This window comes from Curtobacterium sp. CFBP9011 (assembly GCF_034045095.1).
In the GTDB taxonomy this organism is placed as follows: domain Bacteria; phylum Actinomycetota; class Actinomycetes; order Actinomycetales; family Microbacteriaceae; genus Curtobacterium.
Genome location: NZ_JAXCWN010000002.1, coordinates 271,726 through 289,426 on the forward strand (window position 1 = coordinate 271,726; position 17,701 = coordinate 289,426).

The 17,701-nt window shown below is 71.3% G+C and carries 14 protein-coding genes and 1 tRNA gene; 13 read left to right on the forward strand and 2 right to left on the reverse strand.

Annotation, left to right across the window (positions count from 1 at the left end):
• The first annotated feature begins 42 nt into the window (after positions 1–42).
• The 3 genes from SOM35_RS05510 to SOM35_RS05520 all read left to right on the forward strand — a co-directional run bounded on the left by SOM35_RS05510 (position 43) and on the right by SOM35_RS05520 (position 4,356).
• Positions 43–1,500 (forward strand): glutamate synthase subunit beta, encoded by a 1,458-nt coding sequence (locus SOM35_RS05510; RefSeq protein ID WP_111073560.1) that lies wholly within the window; start codon positions 43–45, stop codon positions 1,498–1,500.
• 97 nt (positions 1,501–1,597) lie between these two features.
• Entirely contained in the window at positions 1,598–3,043 is a 1,446-nt protein-coding gene (pyk, locus tag SOM35_RS05515) for a pyruvate kinase (protein ID WP_320514666.1), read from the forward strand.
• Positions 3,044–3,219: 176 nt separating this feature from the next.
• On the forward strand, positions 3,220–4,356 hold the full coding sequence (locus SOM35_RS05520; protein ID WP_320514667.1) for a VIT1/CCC1 transporter family protein: 1,137 nt from the start codon (positions 3,220–3,222) through the stop codon (positions 4,354–4,356).
• A 25-nt stretch (positions 4,357–4,381) separates the two neighbouring features.
• Here the strand turns inward: SOM35_RS05520 and SOM35_RS05525 are convergent, their stop codons facing one another.
• Positions 4,382–4,921 carry an HdeD family acid-resistance protein gene (locus SOM35_RS05525; protein WP_320514668.1) on the reverse strand — a complete coding sequence of 180 codons (540 nt, stop codon included), beginning with the start codon at positions 4,919–4,921 and terminating at the stop codon, positions 4,382–4,384.
• A gap of 137 nt (positions 4,922–5,058) precedes the next feature.
• On the opposite strand from SOM35_RS05525, the gene SOM35_RS05530 reads away from it, so the two are divergent.
• The 3 genes from SOM35_RS05530 to SOM35_RS05540 all read left to right on the forward strand — a co-directional run bounded on the left by SOM35_RS05530 (position 5,059) and on the right by SOM35_RS05540 (position 6,343).
• A tRNA-Leu gene (locus SOM35_RS05530) sits at positions 5,059–5,138 on the forward strand.
• Between the two features lie 71 nt (positions 5,139–5,209).
• On the forward strand, positions 5,210–5,815 hold the full coding sequence (locus SOM35_RS05535) for an ANTAR domain-containing response regulator (RefSeq protein WP_110825040.1): 606 nt from the start codon (positions 5,210–5,212) through the stop codon (positions 5,813–5,815).
• Positions 5,816–5,872: 57 nt separating this feature from the next.
• Positions 5,873–6,343 carry a GNAT family N-acetyltransferase gene (locus SOM35_RS05540; RefSeq protein ID WP_320514669.1) on the forward strand — a complete coding sequence of 157 codons (471 nt, stop codon included), beginning with the start codon at positions 5,873–5,875 and terminating at the stop codon, positions 6,341–6,343.
• A gap of 56 nt (positions 6,344–6,399) precedes the next feature.
• Here the strand turns inward: SOM35_RS05540 and SOM35_RS05545 are convergent, their stop codons facing one another.
• A complete protein-coding gene (locus SOM35_RS05545; RefSeq protein WP_166779355.1) occupies positions 6,400–6,768 on the reverse strand; it encodes a PaaI family thioesterase in 369 nt (122 codons plus the stop codon).
• Positions 6,769–6,927: 159 nt separating this feature from the next.
• On the opposite strand from SOM35_RS05545, the gene polA reads away from it, so the two are divergent.
• The 7 genes from polA to SOM35_RS05580 all read left to right on the forward strand — a co-directional run bounded on the left by polA (position 6,928) and on the right by SOM35_RS05580 (position 17,688).
• A complete protein-coding gene (gene polA / locus SOM35_RS05550; protein WP_320514670.1) occupies positions 6,928–9,600 on the forward strand; it encodes a DNA polymerase I in 2,673 nt (890 codons plus the stop codon).
• 113 nt (positions 9,601–9,713) lie between these two features.
• Entirely contained in the window at positions 9,714–11,393 is a 1,680-nt protein-coding gene (locus tag SOM35_RS05555; RefSeq protein WP_320514671.1) for a DUF885 domain-containing protein, read from the forward strand.
• A 175-nt stretch (positions 11,394–11,568) separates the two neighbouring features.
• Entirely contained in the window at positions 11,569–13,020 is a 1,452-nt protein-coding gene (rpsA, locus tag SOM35_RS05560) for a 30S ribosomal protein S1 (RefSeq protein WP_320514672.1), read from the forward strand.
• A gap of 184 nt (positions 13,021–13,204) precedes the next feature.
• Positions 13,205–13,807, forward strand: coding sequence for a dephospho-CoA kinase (coaE, locus tag SOM35_RS05565; protein ID WP_320514673.1), 603 nt, complete (start codon positions 13,205–13,207; stop codon positions 13,805–13,807).
• Positions 13,804–14,916, forward strand: a complete 1,113-nt coding sequence (locus tag SOM35_RS05570) for a BPSS1187 family protein (protein ID WP_320514674.1) — start codon at positions 13,804–13,806, stop codon at positions 14,914–14,916. Before coaE ends, SOM35_RS05570 begins: the two co-directional genes overlap by 4 nt.
• A gap of 22 nt (positions 14,917–14,938) precedes the next feature.
• Positions 14,939–16,537 (forward strand): class I adenylate-forming enzyme family protein, encoded by a 1,599-nt coding sequence (locus SOM35_RS05575; RefSeq protein WP_320514675.1) that lies wholly within the window; start codon positions 14,939–14,941, stop codon positions 16,535–16,537.
• Positions 16,534–17,688 carry an acyltransferase gene (locus SOM35_RS05580; RefSeq protein WP_320514676.1) on the forward strand — a complete coding sequence of 385 codons (1,155 nt, stop codon included), beginning with the start codon at positions 16,534–16,536 and terminating at the stop codon, positions 17,686–17,688. Before SOM35_RS05575 ends, SOM35_RS05580 begins: the two co-directional genes overlap by 4 nt.
• The last annotated feature ends 13 nt before the right edge of the window (positions 17,689–17,701 follow it).

Genomic DNA, 17,701 nt, shown 5'->3' on the forward strand with positions numbered 1-17,701 from the left:
GCTCTCCCCACTCCCGCTCGACCCGCACCCAGGAGGTGACCCGTGGCTGACCCCAAGGGGTTCCTGAAGGTCCAGGAACGTGAACTGCCGCCCCGCCGCCCCGTGCCGGTCCGCCTCATGGACTGGAAAGAGGTCTACGAGCAGCAGGAGTCCGGTGCGCTGAAGCGTCAGGCCGGTCGCTGCATGGACTGTGGCGTGCCGTTCTGCCACCAGGGCTGCCCGCTCGGCAACCTGATCCCGGAGTGGAACGACCTCACCTGGCGCGGCGAGGGTCGTCAGGCCATCGAGCGGCTGCACGCGACGAACAACTTCCCGGAGTTCACCGGTCGCCTCTGCCCAGCCCCGTGTGAGGCCTCCTGCGTGCTGGGGATCAACCAGCCGCCGGTGACCATCAAGCAGGTCGAGGTGTCGATCATCGACGACGCGTTCCAGAACGGGTGGGTCACCCCGCACCCGCCGGAGCGCCTGACGGGCAAGACCGTCGCCGTCGTCGGGTCCGGCCCTGCCGGCCTGGCCGCCGCGCAGCAGCTCACCCGTGCCGGCCACACCGTCGCCGTCTACGAGCGTGACGACCGCATCGGTGGTCTGCTCCGCTACGGGATCCCGGACTTCAAGATGGAGAAGCGGCAGATCGACGCCCGCCTCGCCCAGATGCAGGCCGAGGGCACCCGCTTCCGCGCCGGCGTCGAGATCGGCCGGGACATCACCTGGGACGACCTGAAGTCCCGCTACGACGCGGTCGTCGTCGCCACCGGCGCCACGGTGCCGCGCGACCTGCCGATCCCGGGCCGCGACCTCTCCGGCGTGCACTTCGCGATGGACTACCTCGTCCAGCAGAACCGCGCGAACGCCGGCACGGTCGTCGACAACCAGATCAGCGCCGAGGGCAAGCACGTCGTCGTGATCGGCGGCGGGGACACCGGCGCGGACTGCATCGGCACCGCCCACCGGCAGGGCGCGCTCAGCGTGACGAACCTGGCGATCGGCAACCAGCCGCCGCTCGAGCGTCCGTCGGAGCAGCCCTGGCCGATGTTCCCGACCGTCTACGAGGTCACGAGCGCCCACGAGGAGGGCGGGGAGCGCATGTTCCTCGCGTCCACGGTCGAGTTCCTGTCGAACGAGGCCGGCGAGGTCCGCGCCCTGCGCGTGGCCGAGACCGAGTACCTCGACGGCCGCCGGGTCCCCAAGGCCGGCACCGAGCGGGAGATCCCGGCGGACCTGGTGCTCATCGCGCTGGGCTTCACCGGTCCCGAGACCGACACGCTCGAGCCGCAGCTCGGTCTGCCGACGAGCGTCTCGGGTGTGGTCAGCCGCCAGGCCGACTACACGACCAACGAGCCGGGCGTCTTCGTCGCCGGTGACGCCGGTCGCGGTCAGTCCCTGATCGTCTGGGCGATCGCCGAGGGCCGTGCCGCCGCCTCGAAGGTGGACGAGTACCTCGAGGGTTCGACGATCCTGCCGGCCCCGGTCAAGGCGACGGACCGGGCGATCTCGGTCTGATGGTCCCCTCCCCGTAGACGAGAGGCCACCCGCACTCGATAGGGTGCTGGTGGCCTCTCGTCGTTCCCGAAGCCACACCACCACACGAAGGAATCCATTGAGACGCGCAAAGATCGTTTCGACGCTCGGACCTGCCACCGCCGACTACGAGGTCGTCAAGCAGATCATCCAGGCCGGGGTCGACGTGGCCCGCCTGAACCTCAGCCACGGTGACTACAGCGTGCACGAGGCCAACTACGAGAACGTCCGTCGTGCCGCCGAGGAGCTCGGCAAGCCCGTCGCGATCCTCGTCGACCTGCAGGGTCCGAAGATCCGTCTCGCGAAGTTCGCGGACGGCCCGCACGAGCTGGCCGTCGGTGACGAGTTCACCATCACGACCGAGGACATCCCCGGCACCAAGGACGTCTGCGGCACGACCTTCAAAGGGCTGCCGCAGGACGTCAAGCCCGGCGACCCGCTGCTCATCGACGACGGCCGGGTCCGGCTGCGCGTCCTCGACACCGACGGGGTGCGCGTGCGCACCGAGGTCGTCGTCGGCGGCACGGTCTCGAACAACAAGGGCATCAACCTCCCCGGCGTGGCGGTGAACGTCCCCGCGCTCAGCGAGAAGGACGAGGCCGACCTCCGCTGGGGCATCCGCATCGGTGCGGACCTCATCGCGCTGTCCTTCGTCCGCAACGCCTCGGACGTCGTCCGGGCCCACGAGATCATGGACGAAGAGGGCAAGCGCCTCCCCGTGATCGCCAAGGTCGAGAAGCCCCAGGCCGTCGACGCGCTCGAGGAGATCATCGACGCCTTCGACAGCATCATGGTCGCCCGTGGTGACCTCGGCGTCGAGCTCCCGCTCGAGGCGGTCCCGATCGTGCAGAAGCGCGCGGTCGAGCTGTCCCGCCGCATGGCCAAGCCGGTCATCGTCGCGACGCAGATGCTCGAGTCGATGATCTCGTCGCCGATCCCCACCCGCGCCGAGACCTCCGACGTCGCGAACGCCGTCCTCGACGGTGCCGACGCGGTCATGCTGTCCGGCGAGACGAGCGTCGGTGACTACCCGATCGAGACGGTCCGCACCATGGCCCGCATCGTCGAGTCGACCGAGGACCACGGCCTGGAGCGCATCGCCCCGCTCGGCACGAAGCCGCGCACGCTCGGCGGTGCGATCACCCTGGCCGCCGTCGAGATCGCCGAGTTCACCGAGGCGTCCTACCTCTGCGTGTTCACCGAGTCCGGCGACTCCGCGCGCCGGATGTCGCGCCTCCGCCACGGTCTGCCGATCATCGCGTTCACGCCGAACGAGGCCACCCGTCGCCGCCTGGCGCTGACGTGGGGTGTGCGCTCCTTCCTGGTCGACCGGAAGACGCACACCGACGAGCTCTTCTCGCAGGTCGACGACGTCCTCATCGGCAACGGACTCGCCATCCCCGGCGACCGGGTCATCGTCACGGCGGGTTCCCCTCCCGGACTCGAGGGCTCGACGAACGACCTCCGGGTGCACCGCATCGGCGACGCGCACGCCCAGGCCGCTCCGGCGTACGTCCGCGACTGACCCAGCGTCACGATCGGAGCGTCACGATCCGAGGCCGTCACCCACTGCGGGTGGCGGCCTCGCGTCGTGTTCATGCCCGGTTCGGACGGCCGGGAGGCCCGGGGCGCGTCCCGGACGCGGCCCTGCGTCGGTAGCGTGGTCCCGTCCCGACCGACCGATCACGCGAGGAGCGTCGCATGGGTGACCCGAGCCTCCAGTCCGACAGCACGCGGACGCGGGCCGACGTCCACCGGTGGCGCCGCTACCTGGCGGACGAGCGGGCCGAGGCGGCCGTGTACCGGAACCTCTCGACGCGTCGGAGCGGTGAGGAGCGCGAGATCCTCGCGGCCCTGGCCGAGGCGGAGGGCCGCCACGAACAGCACTGGCGGGACCTGCTCGGCGACGACGTCGGCCGACCGCTCGCGGGCAGCCTGCGGACCCGTGTGCTCGCCGCGCTGGCGAAGCGGTTCGGGTCGGTGTTCGTGCTCGCGCTCATGCAGCGGGCCGAGGACCGCTCGCCGTACGCGGACGACGCCGACGCGACCCCGACGATGGCGGCCGACGAACGGATCCACGGCGAGGTGGTGCGTGGGCTCGCGAACCGTGGCCGGATGCGTCTGTCCGGGACCTTCCGGGCCGCGGTGTTCGGGGCGAACGACGGCCTGGTGTCGAACCTGGCGCTCATCATCGGCATCAGCGCCTCCGGAGCGGACCGGCACTTCGTCCTGCTCAGCGGTGTCGCGGGCCTCCTCGCCGGCGCGCTGTCGATGGGCGCGGGGGAGTACGTGTCGGTGCGGTCGCAGCGGGAACTGCTCGAGGCCTCGACGCCGCACCCCGAGGCGCAGCACGCGGTCGCCGACCTCGACGTCGACGCGAACGAACTCGCCCTGGTCTACCGGGCGCGGGGGATGACCGAGGACGAGGCCGCCGCGCACGCGGACGAGGTGATCGCCTCGCTGCTCGCCGCGCCGACCACCGGGGGCGTCCCCGTCGTCCGGTCGCGGTCGGCGCTGCCGCGCCCGGGCGTCACGGACGACGCGGACGACCACGAGGCGATCGGGACCGGCACCAGCGCGGCGCTCTCGAGCTTCTGCTTCTTCGCCTCCGGTGCGGTGATCCCGGTGCTGCCCTACCTGTTCGGGCTCGAGGGCTGGCCGGCGATCGGTCTGGCGGCCGCCCTGGTCAGTCTCGCCCTGCTCGGGACCGGTGCCGTCGTCGGGGTCCTGAGCGGTGCCTCGCCGCTGCGGCGCGCTCTGCGGCAGCTCGGCATCGGGTTCGGGGCCGCCGCCGTGACCTACCTGCTCGGGCTGCTCTTCGGGACGAGCACGGGCTGACGCGGACCCGCGCGCTCCGTCGCGCTCAGCGGCGAGCGGCGGCGCGGGCCGGCAGGAGCAGCAGTGCTGCGCTGCCGACCCCGACGAGCGCGATGCCCGCCAGGACCGTGAACACCTCGAGCGCCGTCGTCGGGGCGAGGAGCACGGCCGTACCGCAGAGCAGCGACAGCACGCCGCTGACGACGGTCGGCCCGCGTGAGGACCCGGGATGCCCGACCAGGGCACCGACGAGGGCCGCGACCCCCTCGACCAGGAAGGCGAGGCCGCCGAGGACCGCGTAGACGACGAGCGGTACCGCGGGGTCGAGCAACGTCACGAGTCCGGCGAGGCCGACGAGGGTGCCGACCACGCCCGAGGTCCAGCGCCAGGCGGCCGGCGTGCCGTGTCCACGCGCCGCCGCGAACACCCGCATCGCGCCCGCGACCACCAGGTAGACGCCGAAGAGCAGCGCGACGAGGACGAGGGTCGGTCGTGGCCAGACGACGGCGACGACGCCGGCGGTCACCGCGACCACGGCGGTGACGACGACGAACGCGCGGAACGTGCGGACGGCACGAGAGTCCACGGGGCTCCTCCCTGACAGGTCAGCCGGACCTCCGACCGTACCGTGACCGGGCGTCGCGCGCCGCGGTGGGGCGGCGCGGGACGGCGACCTGGCCGGAACCTGCGGTCCGGGGCGCTGCTGCTACGCTGGCACGGCTCGCGAGTGTGGTGGAATGGTAGACACGGGGCACTCAAAATGCTCTGCCTCTGGCGTGCGGGTTCGAGTCCCGCCACTCGTACTGATCTGGTCTCGCGCCGGCGACCGGCCGGGTTGCCGCGGTCGGATCGAGCGTCTAGTAGGCTCTCCGTCGTGAGTGACACAGAAGCAACCGCAGCAGCACCCCGTCGCGTCGTCGTCGCCGAGGACGAGTCGCTCATCCGCCTCGACATCGTCGAGATCCTCCGCGACAACGGGTTCGACGTGGTCGGTGAAGCCGGCGACGGTGAGACCGCGGTGCAGCTCGCGACCGACCTGCGTCCCGACCTCGTCATCATGGACGTCAAGATGCCGCAGCTCGACGGCATCTCCGCAGCCGAGAAGCTGTCGAAGAACCACATCGCGCCGGTCGTCCTGCTCACGGCGTTCAGCCAGAAGGAGCTCGTCGAGCGCGCGACCGAGGCTGGCGCGCTGGCCTACGTCGTGAAGCCCTTCACCCCGAACGACCTGCTCCCCGCGATCGAGATCGCTCTCTCGCGGTACCAGCAGATCATCACGCTCGAGGCAGAGGTCGCCGACCTGGTCGAGCGCTTCGAGACGCGCAAGCTCGTCGACCGGGCCAAGGGCCTGCTCAACGAGAAGATGGGCCTCACCGAGCCCGAGGCGTTCCGCTGGATCCAGAAGGCGTCGATGGACCGCCGTCTGACCATGCACGACGTCGCCAAGGCGATCATCGAGCAGCTCAGCGCCAAGAAGTAAGCCGTCGTCCGGCGACCCGTCGTCCAGCACGACCCGGCCACGTGGCAGGGTGAGGGCATGGACGACGTGGTGATCCGGGCCTCCCGACCGGCCGACCTGCCGACGGTGGCCGACCTCCGCTGGCGCTGGAGTGTCGACGAAGGCGGGGCCGTGCCATCGGTGTCCGCCGCGGACTTCCGGGACGCGATGGCGGCGTTCGCCGCCGACCACCCGGAGAGTCACCGCTGCGTGGTCGCGGAACGGGACGGCGTCGTGCTCGGCATGGGCTGGCTCGCGCTGACGGACCGGCCGCCGACGCCGGACCGACCCGGCCGTCGCGTGACCGGTGACGTGCAGACGGTCTACGTGCACCCGGACCTCCGCGGACGCGGTGTCGCGGGACGGATCGTCACCGCTTTGCTCGAGCTCGCGGACGACGCCGGGGTGGAGCGGACCTCGGTGCACTCGAGTGTCGACGGTGAGACGCTCTACCGACGGCTCGGGTTCGGGGACACCCCGCTGCTGCTGCAACGACCGCCGGAGGCCTGACGCCCGGTGTCACGACGTCCGGTGTCACTGACGCCCGGTGGCACCCACGCGCGGTGTCAGCGGGCGTCGCGGATGATGTTCGTGATGCGCACGGTCGAGCAGCGCCGACCCTCGTCGTCGGTCAGGACGATCTCGTGCGTGGTGAGCGTGCCGCCGAGGTGGATCGCGGTGCAGGTGCCGGTGACGCGGCCGCTCGTGGCGCTCCGGGTGTGCGACGCGCTGAGCTCGATGCCGACGGCGTAGCGCCCGGGGCCGGCGTGGATGTTCGCGGCCATCGACCCGAGGCTCTCGGCCAGGACCACGTACGCGCCACCGTGCAGCAGGCCGGCGGGCTGTCGGTTGCCCTCGACGGGGATGGACGCGACGGCCCGGTCCGCGCCGAGTTCGGTGACGACCATGCCCATCTTGTCGGCGAGCTGGCCCATGCCGCGGGCGAGGTACTCGGCGACTGCCGCCGGGGGACCCTGGACGCTCTGGCTGTCCTGGACGGTCTGTTCGTCGGTCACGTCGCGTCGGCCTTCCGCGTGGTCGTTCCGCCAGGACCGAGGCCACACCCTGTCGGGGGCCGTCGGTAGGCTGTCCGGGTGTCGGACTCCGCAAAGCCTACCCTCATGGTCATCGACGGCCATTCGCTCGCCTTCCGGGCCTTCTACGCGCTGCCGGTCGACAGCTTCGTGAACCGCGAAGGGCAGCACACGAACGCCATCCACGGGTTCATCTCGATGCTGCTCATGCTGCTGCAGCGTGAGAAGCCGACGCACCTGGCCGTCGCGTTCGACATCTCGCGGTTCTCGTTCCGCACGCGGGAGTACGCCGAGTACAAGGGCACCCGCTCCGAGACCCCGGCCGAGTTCAAGGGCCAGATCCCGTTGCTGCAGCAGGCGCTCGAGGCGATGGGCATCACCACCGTCACGAAGGAGGACTTCGAGGCGGACGACATCCTCGCGACGCTGTCGAAGCAGGGCGCCGACCAGGGCTTCCAGGTCTACGTCGTGTCGGGTGACCGCGACTCGATCCAGCTCGTCAACGACGACGTCACGCTGCTCTACCCGTCGGTCCGGGGCGTGTCCGAACTGACCCGCTACGACCGCGACAAGGTGTACGAGCGCTACGGCATCGAACCGCACCAGTACCCGGACATCGCGGCGCTGGTGGGGGAGACCAGCGACAACCTGATCGGCATCGACAAGGTCGGCGAGAAGACCGCGGTGAAGTGGGTCACCCAGTACGGCTCGCTGGACGGGGTGCTCGAGCACGCCGACGAGATCAAGGGCGTCGTCGGCAACAACCTCCGCGAGCAGCGAGACCGGGCGATCCGGAACCGCCGCCTGAACCGCCTGGTGACCGACGTCGAGCTGCCGGTGGGTCCCGCCGACGTCGCCCTCCGGCCGGTGGACGAGGCCGCGGTGCGTGAACTCTTCGCCACGCTGCAGTTCCGCACCCTGCTCGACCGGGTGTTCAAGGTCGTCGGCAGCGGCGAACCGACCGATCCGTCGACGACGGACGGCAGCGTCGAGGACGCCGGTCCCACTCCGCCGCCGGTGAAGACCCTGATCGACGAGGAACTCGGCCACTGGCTGGAGCGGAAGTCGGCCGCCGACGCCGAGAACGGCTTCGGTGTCGCGGTGGAGGTCATCGACGGCCGCCTCAGCGCCATCGGCATCGCCACGCACGACGACGCCGTGCTGGTGCCCGGCGGCAGCGGAGCGCAGGACTACGAGCAGCTCTCGGCCTGGTTCGCCTCGGACGCCCCGAAGCACTTCCACGACGCCAAGGCCGCGATCAAGGCGCTCGGCACGGCGGGCTTCACCGTCGCGGGGATCGCCGGCGACGCCCGCATCACCGGCTGGCTCGCGAACCCCGGCAAGCAGGGCCAGCCCCTCGCCGACCTCGTCTACCAGGAGCTCGGCGAGGAACTGCCGACGGCGGACCCGAACCAGCTCGTGCCGGAGACCGACCCGGTAAACGTCGGCGTGCACGCCTGGTACGTCCTCCGCGTGGTCACGGCGCTCCGGGCCCGCGTCGACCCGAGTTCGCTCACGGTGCTCGACGACATCGAACTGCCGCTGACGTCGGTGCTCGCCCGGATGGAGACGACCGGCGTCAGGATCGACCGGCCGGTGCTGACCGGGCTCTCGCACGAGCTGGGGGAGCGCGCCGCGGACCTCGCCCAGCAGGCCTTCGCCGAGATCGGTCACGAGGTCAACCTCGGGTCGCCGAAGCAGCTGCAGGAAGTGCTCTTCACCGAGCTCGCGATGCCGAAGACCCGCAAGACGAAGACCGGCTTCTCGACCGATGCCGCGAGCCTCACCGACCTGCAGGAGCAGCACCCGCACCCGTTCCTCGGCCTGCTGCTGCAGCACCGCGACGCCACGAAGCTCCGCCAGATCGTCGACACCCTCGACGCCGCCGTGGTCGACGGCCGGATCCACACCCGGTACGAGCAGACCGGCACGAGCACCGGCCGGGTGTCCTCGACCGACCCGAACCTGCAGAACATCCCGGTGAAGACCGCCGTCGGTCGCCGCATCCGGTCGGCCTTCGCGGTCGCCGAGCCGTACACGACGCTCCTCACCGCCGACTACTCGCAGATCGAGATGCGGATCATGGCGCACCTGTCGGGTGACGCCGGGCTGATCCAGGCCTTCAACGAGGGCGAGGACCTGCACCGCTTCGTCGGCGCCCGGGTCTTCGGCGTCGAGCCGTCGGACGTCAGCCCGGAGATGCGCACCAAGGTCAAGGCGATGTCCTACGGCCTGGCCTACGGCCTCAGTGCGTTCGGGCTGTCGAAGCAGCTCCGCATCGAGCAGAGCGAAGCCCGCACCCTGATGACCGAGTACTTCGCCCGCTTCGGCGCGGTCCGCGACTACCTCCGGAACGTCGTCGAGCAGGCCCGCGAAGACGGCTACACCGAGACGATCTTCGGTCGTCGTCGCCCGTTCCCGGACCTGAAGAGCCCGAACCGAGTGCTGCGCGAGAACGCCGAGCGTGCCGCGCTGAACGCCCCGATCCAGGGCTCGGCGGCCGACATCATGAAGATCGCGATGCTCGGCGTCGACGCGGACCTCCGTGACGGCGGCCTCGGCTCGCGGCTGCTCCTGCAGGTGCACGACGAACTGATCCTCGAGATCGCACCGGGGGAGCAGGACCGGGTCGAGGAGATCCTCCGCACCCGCATGGGCGGCGCGGCCGAGCTGACCGTCCCGCTCGACGTCTCGGTCGGGCTCGGCACGAACTGGGAGGCGGCGGCGCACTGAGCGCGGCGGCACCCGCGGGAGCGGCGGGGCGGACGGGAGGCGCGCCTCCCGTCCGCCCCGCCGCTCCCGTCGTACTGGTGGCTGGGGTCTGGCCGGTGGGTAGGGTCGGTGACATGAGCGATGACCGTCCCGTCCGTCAGCCGTCCGCCGTCGACCAGGTCGCGGAGCAGTGGGTCACCACGCTCGTGGACCTCGACCCGACCGTCGCCACGTACATCGGCGTGCCGGGACGGACGGACGGGTACGGCGACACGTCGCCCGCGGGCGCCGCGGCCATGGCCGACGCCGCTCGTGCCGCCCGCCGGGCGCTCGACGCCGCCAACGAGCGCGACGACGTCGACCGGGTGACGAAGACCGACCTCGGTGCGGAGCTCGACCTGACCGTCGAGTCGTACGAGCGGAAGCTGCACCTCCGCGACCTCAACGTGATCCAGAGCCCGGCGCAGTCCCTCCGTGACGTCCTCGACCTGATGCCGACCGCGACGGCGGAGGACTGGCAGGACGTGGCCGGTCGTCTGCAGGCGCTGCCGGACGCCCTGGAGGGGTACCGCGAGACCCTGCTCGAAGGCACCCGCGAGGGCGTGACCGCGGCGAAGCGCCAGGTCGAACTGATCGCCGAGCAGGCCGCCCGGAACGGCGCGCCCGACGGGTTCTTCCGTCAGCTCGCCGAGGGCGCCGCACTCGAGGGCGGGGCGCCGGTCCCCGAGCAGCTGCGAGCCGAGCTGACCCGCGGGGCCGAGGTCTCCGCGGCCGCCTACCGGTCGTTCGGCGCGTTCCTGCAGCACGACGTGCTGCCGCTCTCGACCCCGGTGGACGCCGTCGGCCGTGACGACTACGCGCTGCACTCCCGCCGGTTCCTCGGCGCCGTCGTCGACCTGGACGAGACGTACGAGTGGGGCATCGAGGAGCTCGCGCGGATGCGCGACGAGCAGGAGCGCATCGCCGACCGCATCGAGTCCGGGGCGAGCGTCGCCCGGGCGATCGAGGTGCTGGACGCCGACCCGGCGCGCGTGCTGCGCGGCACCGACGCGCTCCGTGCCTGGATGCAGGAGACCAGCGACGAGTCGATCCGCGCGATGGACGGTCGCTACTTCGACATCGCGGACCCGATCAAGCGCCTGGAGTGCCGGATCGCCCCGACCCAGGAGGGTGGGATCTACTACACCGGTCCGTCCGACGACTTCTCGCGCGCCGGCCGCATGTGGTGGTCCGTCCCGCAGGGCGTCACCGAGTTCGGCACCTGGCGGGAGAAGACGACGGTCTACCACGAGGGCGTCCCGGGCCACCACCTGCAGATCAGCCAGGCGGTCTACAACCGCGGCGAGCTGAACACCTGGCGCCGACAGCTGGCCGGACCGTCCGGGCACGTCGAGGGCTGGGCGCTGTACGCCGAGCGCCTGATGGAGCAGCTCGGGTTCCTGGACGACGACGGCGACCGTCTGGGCATGCTCGACGGCCAGCGGATGCGTGCCGCCCGCGTGGTGCTCGACATCGGTGTGCACCTGCAGAAGACCAACCCGGACGGCGGCGGCTGGACGTGGGAGTACGCACTCGACTTCATGGGGCAGAACGTGAACATGGACCCGGCGTTCGTGCAGTTCGAGGTCGCGCGGTACTTCGGGTGGCCGGGGCAGGCGCCGTCGTACAAGGTCGGGCAGCGCGTCTGGGAGTCGATTCGGGACGACGTGGCGGCTCGTGAGGGGGCGGCGTTCGACCTCAAGGCCTTCCACCACCGGGCCCTCGCGCTCGGTGGCGTCGGCCTGGACACCCTGCGGAGTGCGCTCGTCGGCTGAGCCGACACGCCCGGTTGTGGGCGTCCCTCCCGCTGGATAGACTTGTGCGGCGCAATCCGCGCCAACAACACTCATCGCCATGGTGGCTCGCACCGGTCGTCCGACCGGCTCGCGGACCGGGGGTCGCTCCCTCGCCGCCACGGCCCGACTCATGTCCGTTCGGAGCAATCTCTACATGACAACCACCACGACCAAGGCTCCCAAGCAGGTCGCCATCAACGACATCGGCTCGGCTGATGACTTCCTGGCCGAGGTCGAGAAGACCCTGAAGTTCTTCAACGACGGAGACCTCATCTCCGGCACCGTCGTGAAGATCGACCGCGACGAGGTCCTCCTCGACGTCGGGTACAAGACCGAGGGAGTCATCCCCTCGCGCGAGCTCTCGATCAAGCACGACGTCGACCCCAACGAGGTCGTCAACGTCGGTGACGAGGTCGAGGCCCTGGTCCTCCAGAAGGAGGACAAGGAAGGCCGCCTGATCCTGTCGAAGAAGCGTGCACAGTACGAGCGTGCATGGGGCGACGTCGAGAAGATCAAGGAGTCCGACGGCGTCGTGACCGGCACGGTCATCGAGGTCGTCAAGGGCGGTCTGATCGTCGACATCGGTCTCCGCGGCTTCCTCCCGGCATCGCTCATCGAGCTGCGCCGTGTCCGCGACTTGACGCCGTACCTCGGTCAGGAGCTCGAGGCGAAGATCCTCGAACTCGACAAGAACCGCAACAACGTGGTCCTCTCGCGCCGCGCCCTGCTCGAGCAGACGCAGTCCGAGTCGCGCACCACCTTCCTGAACAACCTCCACAAGGGCCAGGTCCGCAAGGGCGTCGTCTCGTCGATCGTCAACTTCGGTGCGTTCGTCGACCTCGGCGGCGTCGACGGTCTCGTCCACGTCTCCGAGCTCAGCTGGAAGCACATCGAGCACGCCAGCGAGGTCGTCGAGGTCGGTCAGGAAGTCACCGTCGAGATCCTCGAGGTGGACCTGGACCGCGAGCGCGTGTCGCTCTCGCTCAAGGCCACCCAGGAAGACCCATGGCAGGTCTTCGCCCGCACCCACGCGATCGGTCAGATCGCGCCGGGCAAGGTCACGAAGCTCGTGCCGTTCGGTGCCTTCGTCCGCGTCGCGGACGGCATCGAGGGCCTGGTGCACATCTCGGAGCTCTCGAACAAGCACGTCGAGCTCGCCGAGCAGGTCGTGTCCGTGGGCGACGAGGTCTTCGTCAAGATCATCGACATCGACCTCGACCGTCGCCGCATCTCGCTCAGCCTCAAGCAGGCCAACGAGGGCGTCGACCCGGAGAGCACCGAGTTCGACCCGGCGCTCTACGGCATGCCGACCGAGTACGACGACAAGGGTGACTACAAGTACCCCGAGGGCTTCGACCCGGAGACCAACGAGTGGCTCGAGGGCTACGACACCCAGCGCACCGAGTGGGAGGGCCAGTACGCGGCCGCCCAGGCGCGTTGGGAGGCCCACAAGGCCCAGGTCGCCAAGTCCCTCACCGAAGAGGCGCAGGGTGGCTTCGACCTCCCGGCCGCCGCTTCGACGTTCACGAGCGAGGTAACCGGAGCCGGCACCCTCGCCGACGACGCGTCCCTCGCCGCGCTGCGCGAGAAGCTCAGCAACAGCTGAACGACCAGCACCAGCTGAACGGATGTGACCGGGTGCGCTGATCACCCGTCGCATCGACCGAGAGCCCGGTCCTGATCGTCCCCCAGGGGACGACCGGGGCCGGGCTCTTCGGCGTCGTACGGCTCGCCGCGACGGCGATCTCGGCTGGGAGCATTCGTGGAGCAGTCCGTGCGACGCTGTCGGGGTGCGCATCATCGGACTCACGGGCGGCATCGCCGCGGGCAAGTCGACCGTCTCGTCGCGGTTCGCGGAACACGGCGCGGTGGTCGTCGACGCCGACCGGATCGCACGCGACGCCGTGGCACCGGGCAGCCCGGGTCTGCAGGCGGTCCGGAAGCGCTTCGGCGACGCGGTGATCGCCCCGGACGGCAGTCTCGACCGGCCCGCGCTCGGTGCGGTCGTCTTCGCCGACCCGGAGGCACGCAGGGCGCTCGAAGGCATCACCCACCCGGAGGTCTGGCGCCTCGCACAGCAGCGCTTCGACGCCGCCGAGGCAGCTGACCCGGACGCCGTCGTCGTCTACGACGTGCCGTTGCTCGCCGAGGCCGAGGGCTCACGGCCGCTCCGGTTCGACGCCGTCGTGGTCGTCGACGCCCCCGCCGCGGTGCGGATCGAGCGGCTCGTCGAGCACCGGGGGATGCGCCGGGAGGACGCTGAGCGACGGGTGGCGGCGCAGGCCTCCGACGCCGACCGCCTCGCCCTCGCCGACCACGTCGTCGACGCGACCGGCACCCTCGAGCAGACGATCCGCTCGGCCGACGAGGTCTGGGCGCGACTCGTCCGATGAGGACGCACCACCGGCTGCTCGTCGTCGCGGTCATCGTCCTGGTCGCCATGGGCCTCGCCGCACTCGTCGGGGCGAACGTGCTCGGCGGGCAACGTGTCGCAGAGGGTGGCCGGCCGGCGCAACCCCACCGCACGCTGGAGCCCGGCGAAGCACCGCACAGCGACTTCCACCGCTTCCGGCTCGGTGCGATCGACGGGGAGCGCCTGGCCCCGAACCGTGACGACTTCGCCGCCCGGACCTCGCCGAGCGGTCCGCTGCTGCTGTTCCTGCCGGCCACCCGGGCGAAGCCGGCCGACTACCAGCGGTTCCTCACCACGGCGCTCGACGACGGGTACCACGTCCTCGGGCTCGACTACTGGAACCTCGGCAAGACCCTGTCCGGCACCTGCGAGGCCGACGCCCGCTGCTACGGCCAGGTCCAGCGGAACCGGTTCGACGGCACGCGGGGTTCGGCAGTCAGTGACGTGAGCCCGGCGGGCTCGATCGTGTCACGCTTCCGCGACGCCGTGGCGCACCTGGACGACGTCGACCCCGCCGGCGGCTGGGGCCGGTTCGTGCACTCTGACGAGGACATCCAGTGGCAGGACATCGTCGTCGCCGGGCACTCGCAGGGCGGTGGGGAGGCCGCGTACATCGCCCACATCCGGCCGGTGCTCGGGGCGCTGATGTTCTCGGCACCCGTCGAGTCGGTCGGTCCGGTGCACGCCGCGTGGATGGACCACCCCGGCCAGACCCCGGTGAGCCGGATGTACGCGCTGGACGACGTCCGCGACGAGTTCGGCCCGCGGATCACCGGCTCCTGGTCGGCGATGGGACTCGACGGCGACCGACGGGACGAGGGCCCGAGCGGCACCCTCGGAGCGGGCGACTCCCTCGGCTCGGCGGGCACCGGCGGACCGTGGCGGACCGACACCGAGCCTCCACCACCGGGCGCGGACCCGCACGCGATCCTCACCGCCCTGCCGGTGGGCAACCCGCACTGGGCGCACTCGCGGATCATCAAGGACTCGACGCCGCTCGACGAGCACGGCGATCCGCGGATGCTCCGGATCTGGCAGTGGATGCTGCACCGGTTCCCGACTCCGGCTGTTCCCTCCGGACGGTCATAGCCAGCGGAAATACGATGAGTCGGTGCAGCACGACGGTGAACACCCCACATCCGACCCCACGCCGGTCGCCGGCCACGAGACGACCCTCGCGGCGCTCATCCGGCAGCGTGCCGAGCAGACCCCGGACCACGTCTACCTCGAGGACGCCCGCTCCGACCGGACGCTGACGTACGGCGGTCTCGACGCCGCCGCCACCGCGTGGTCCCGGACGTTCGACGCGATCGGTGTCCCGGCCTCCGGTGGTGTCCTGGTCGACGTGGGGGACCCGATCGCCTTCGCCGTCGTGCACCTCGCCGCGATCGCCGCCGGGCGACGGTCGGTGCCGGTCGACACCGGGCAGCCGCCCTCGGAACCCGCACGGCTCGCGGCACTCCTCGGCGGCGCATCGATGGTCGTGTCGGACCGTGCGCCAGCCGGACCGGGAGGAGCAGCCGGAACAGCCGGAACGGTCGGCACCGCCGGGGCCCCTGGCGTCGACCGTGCCGACGCGACCGTCCTCGGATCGCCCACGGCCGGCGTCGACCCGGCTACGGGCCTCCCGGTCGGGGTCCGCGACGGCGACGTCCCGGACGCGCCCACCGACGGCCCCGGCGAGGGCTCTGTCGTGCTCTTCACCTCCGGGTCCACCGGGACGCCGAAGGGCGTCGAGCTGCCGGAGTCGCAGCTCGTGTTCGTCGCGCGTGCGATCGCCCGGCACAACGGGCTGACCGCCGAGGACCGGGGCTTCAACTCGCTGCCGCTCTTCCACGTGAACGCCGAGGTGGTGGGCCTCGCCGCCACCCTCGTCGCCGGGGCGACGCTGGTGCTCGACCGCCGGTTCCGCCGGACCGGGTTCTGGGAGCTGCTCGCGGCCCGCCGGGTGACCTGGCTGAACGCCGTGCCCGCGGTCCTGGCGGTCCTGGCGAAGACCGGGCCGCTGCAGCCCCCGGCGTCACTGCGGTTCGTCCGGAGCGCCTCGGCACCGCTGCCGGACCCGGTGCGCGCCGCCCTCGGGGACCTGCCGCTCGTGGTGAGTTGGGGCATGACCGAGGGTGCCAGCCAGATCACCGCGACGCCCCTCGACGCCCCGGCCCGGCCGGGCAGCGTCGGACTGCCCGTCGGCTCCGAGGTGCAGGTGCGCGGCGAGGACGGCGCCCTCCTGCCGGCCGGCGAGATCGGTGCCCTCTGGGTGCGCGGTCCGGGCATCGTCCGCTCGTACCTGGGCGGCCGGGCGGCGGACCGTTTCGACGCCGACGGCTGGCTGTCCACCGGCGACCTCGGGTCCGTCGCCGACGACGGCTGGGTGTCGCTCGCCGGGCGGTCCGACGACGTCATCAACCGCGGCGGTGAGAAGGTCTACCCGTCCGAGGTCGAGGACGTCCTGCTCCGCGATCCCCGCGTGCTCGAAGCGGTCGTGGTGGGTCGGCCGGACGAGGTGCTCGGTGCCGTTCCGGTGGCGTACGTCATCCCGCAGCCGGACGCCGACACCGACGGGCTCGTCGCCGACCTGACCGCCCTGGCCGAGTCCGCCCTGACCCGGTTCCGTCGTCCGGCCGAGATCTCCGTCGTCCCCGACCTGCCGCGGGCACCGACCGGCAAGGTGCAGCGTGCCCGCGTCCGAGCGATGACCGAGTCCCGGTGAGCGCCACCACCGACACGCCCGGCGTGCAGACCCCGACCCGCACGGCGTCCGGCAAGCCGCGGCACCTGTACGAGGTCGACGTCCTCCGCATCCTCACGTTCGCGTGCGTGATCGGCGTGCACACCACGAGCCACACCATCGCCGCCGACGACGTCCCGTTGAACGCCCTGCTCGGGCTGCTGCACTTCACCCGGCTGGTGTTCTTCTCGCTCACCGCGTTCGTGCTCGTCTACAGCTGGTCACTCCGACCGCGCCCGCTCGCGCAGTTCTGGCCGCGCCGGTTCCTGCTCGTCGGCGTGCCCTACCTGGCGTGGTCGTTCGTGTACGTCGCAGCGTCCTGGCTGCTCAGCTCGTCGACCCGCGGGGACGTGCCGGCGCTGGTCACGACCGCCGCCGAGGGGATCGTCACCGGGACGTCCTGGTACCACCTCTACTTCCTGCTCGTGACGATGCAGGTGTACCTGCTGCTGCCGGTGATCATCTGGCTGGTCCGGGTCACCCGGCGGCACCACGTCACGGTGCTGGTCGTCGCGTTCCTGCTGCAGCTCGCCGTGTTCGCCGCCTACAAGTACTGGCCGCACTCGATCGACTGGCTGCACGGGTACCAGAAGCAGTTCTTCTTCTCGTACGTGTTCTTCATCGTCTCCGGGGCGGTGGCCGCAGACCACGCGGACCCGTTCCTCCGCTTCATCCGCGAGCACCGCCGCGCCGTCCTCTGGGCGTTCGCGGGCACCGGGGCGCTCACGCTCGGTGTGTGGTGGCTGCAGGTCGGCCTCGGCCAGTCGCTGTACGCCGCCGGCACCCCGCTGCAGCCCGTGCAGGTGCTGTGGAGCACCGCCGTCTTCGTCGGGTTCCTGGCGATCGGTGCGGCCTGGGCGGACCGCCGTCGGGCCGGCTCCGCCCTGGCGCGGGTCGTCGACTACGGCTCGGACCGGTCGTTCGGCATCTTCCTCAGCCACCCGTTCATGATCTGGGTCCTGCTGTACGGCGACAGCTGGCTCGAGTCGGCGGTGCCGAAGCCGTGGCTGACGCTCGTCACGTACGTGCTCGTGCTGGTGCTGTCGGTCGCGGTGACGGAGGCGTTCCGTTGGACGCCGCTCAGCGTGCCGCTGACCGGTCGGCCGTCGCGGGCGCGGCGGGTGCGCGCCTGACGACGGTCGGTGC

Excerpts from the sequence above, each read along its gene's own strand:
- SOM35_RS05570 (WP_320514674.1), top strand. The coding sequence starts at position 13,804 with ATGAGGACGCACCACCGGCTGCTCGTCGTCGCGGTCATCGTCCTGGTC.
- rpsA (WP_320514672.1), top strand. The coding sequence starts at position 11,569 with ATGACAACCACCACGACCAAGGCTCCCAAGCAGGTCGCCATCAACGAC.
- SOM35_RS05520 (WP_320514667.1), top strand. The coding sequence starts at position 3,220 with ATGGGTGACCCGAGCCTCCAGTCCGACAGCACGCGGACGCGGGCCGAC.
- SOM35_RS05545 (WP_166779355.1), bottom strand. The coding sequence starts at position 6,768 with ATGGGCCAGCTCGCCGACAAGATGGGCATGGTCGTCACCGAACTCGGC.
- SOM35_RS05555 (WP_320514671.1), top strand. The coding sequence starts at position 9,714 with ATGAGCGATGACCGTCCCGTCCGTCAGCCGTCCGCCGTCGACCAGGTC.
- SOM35_RS05540 (WP_320514669.1), top strand. The coding sequence starts at position 5,873 with ATGGACGACGTGGTGATCCGGGCCTCCCGACCGGCCGACCTGCCGACG.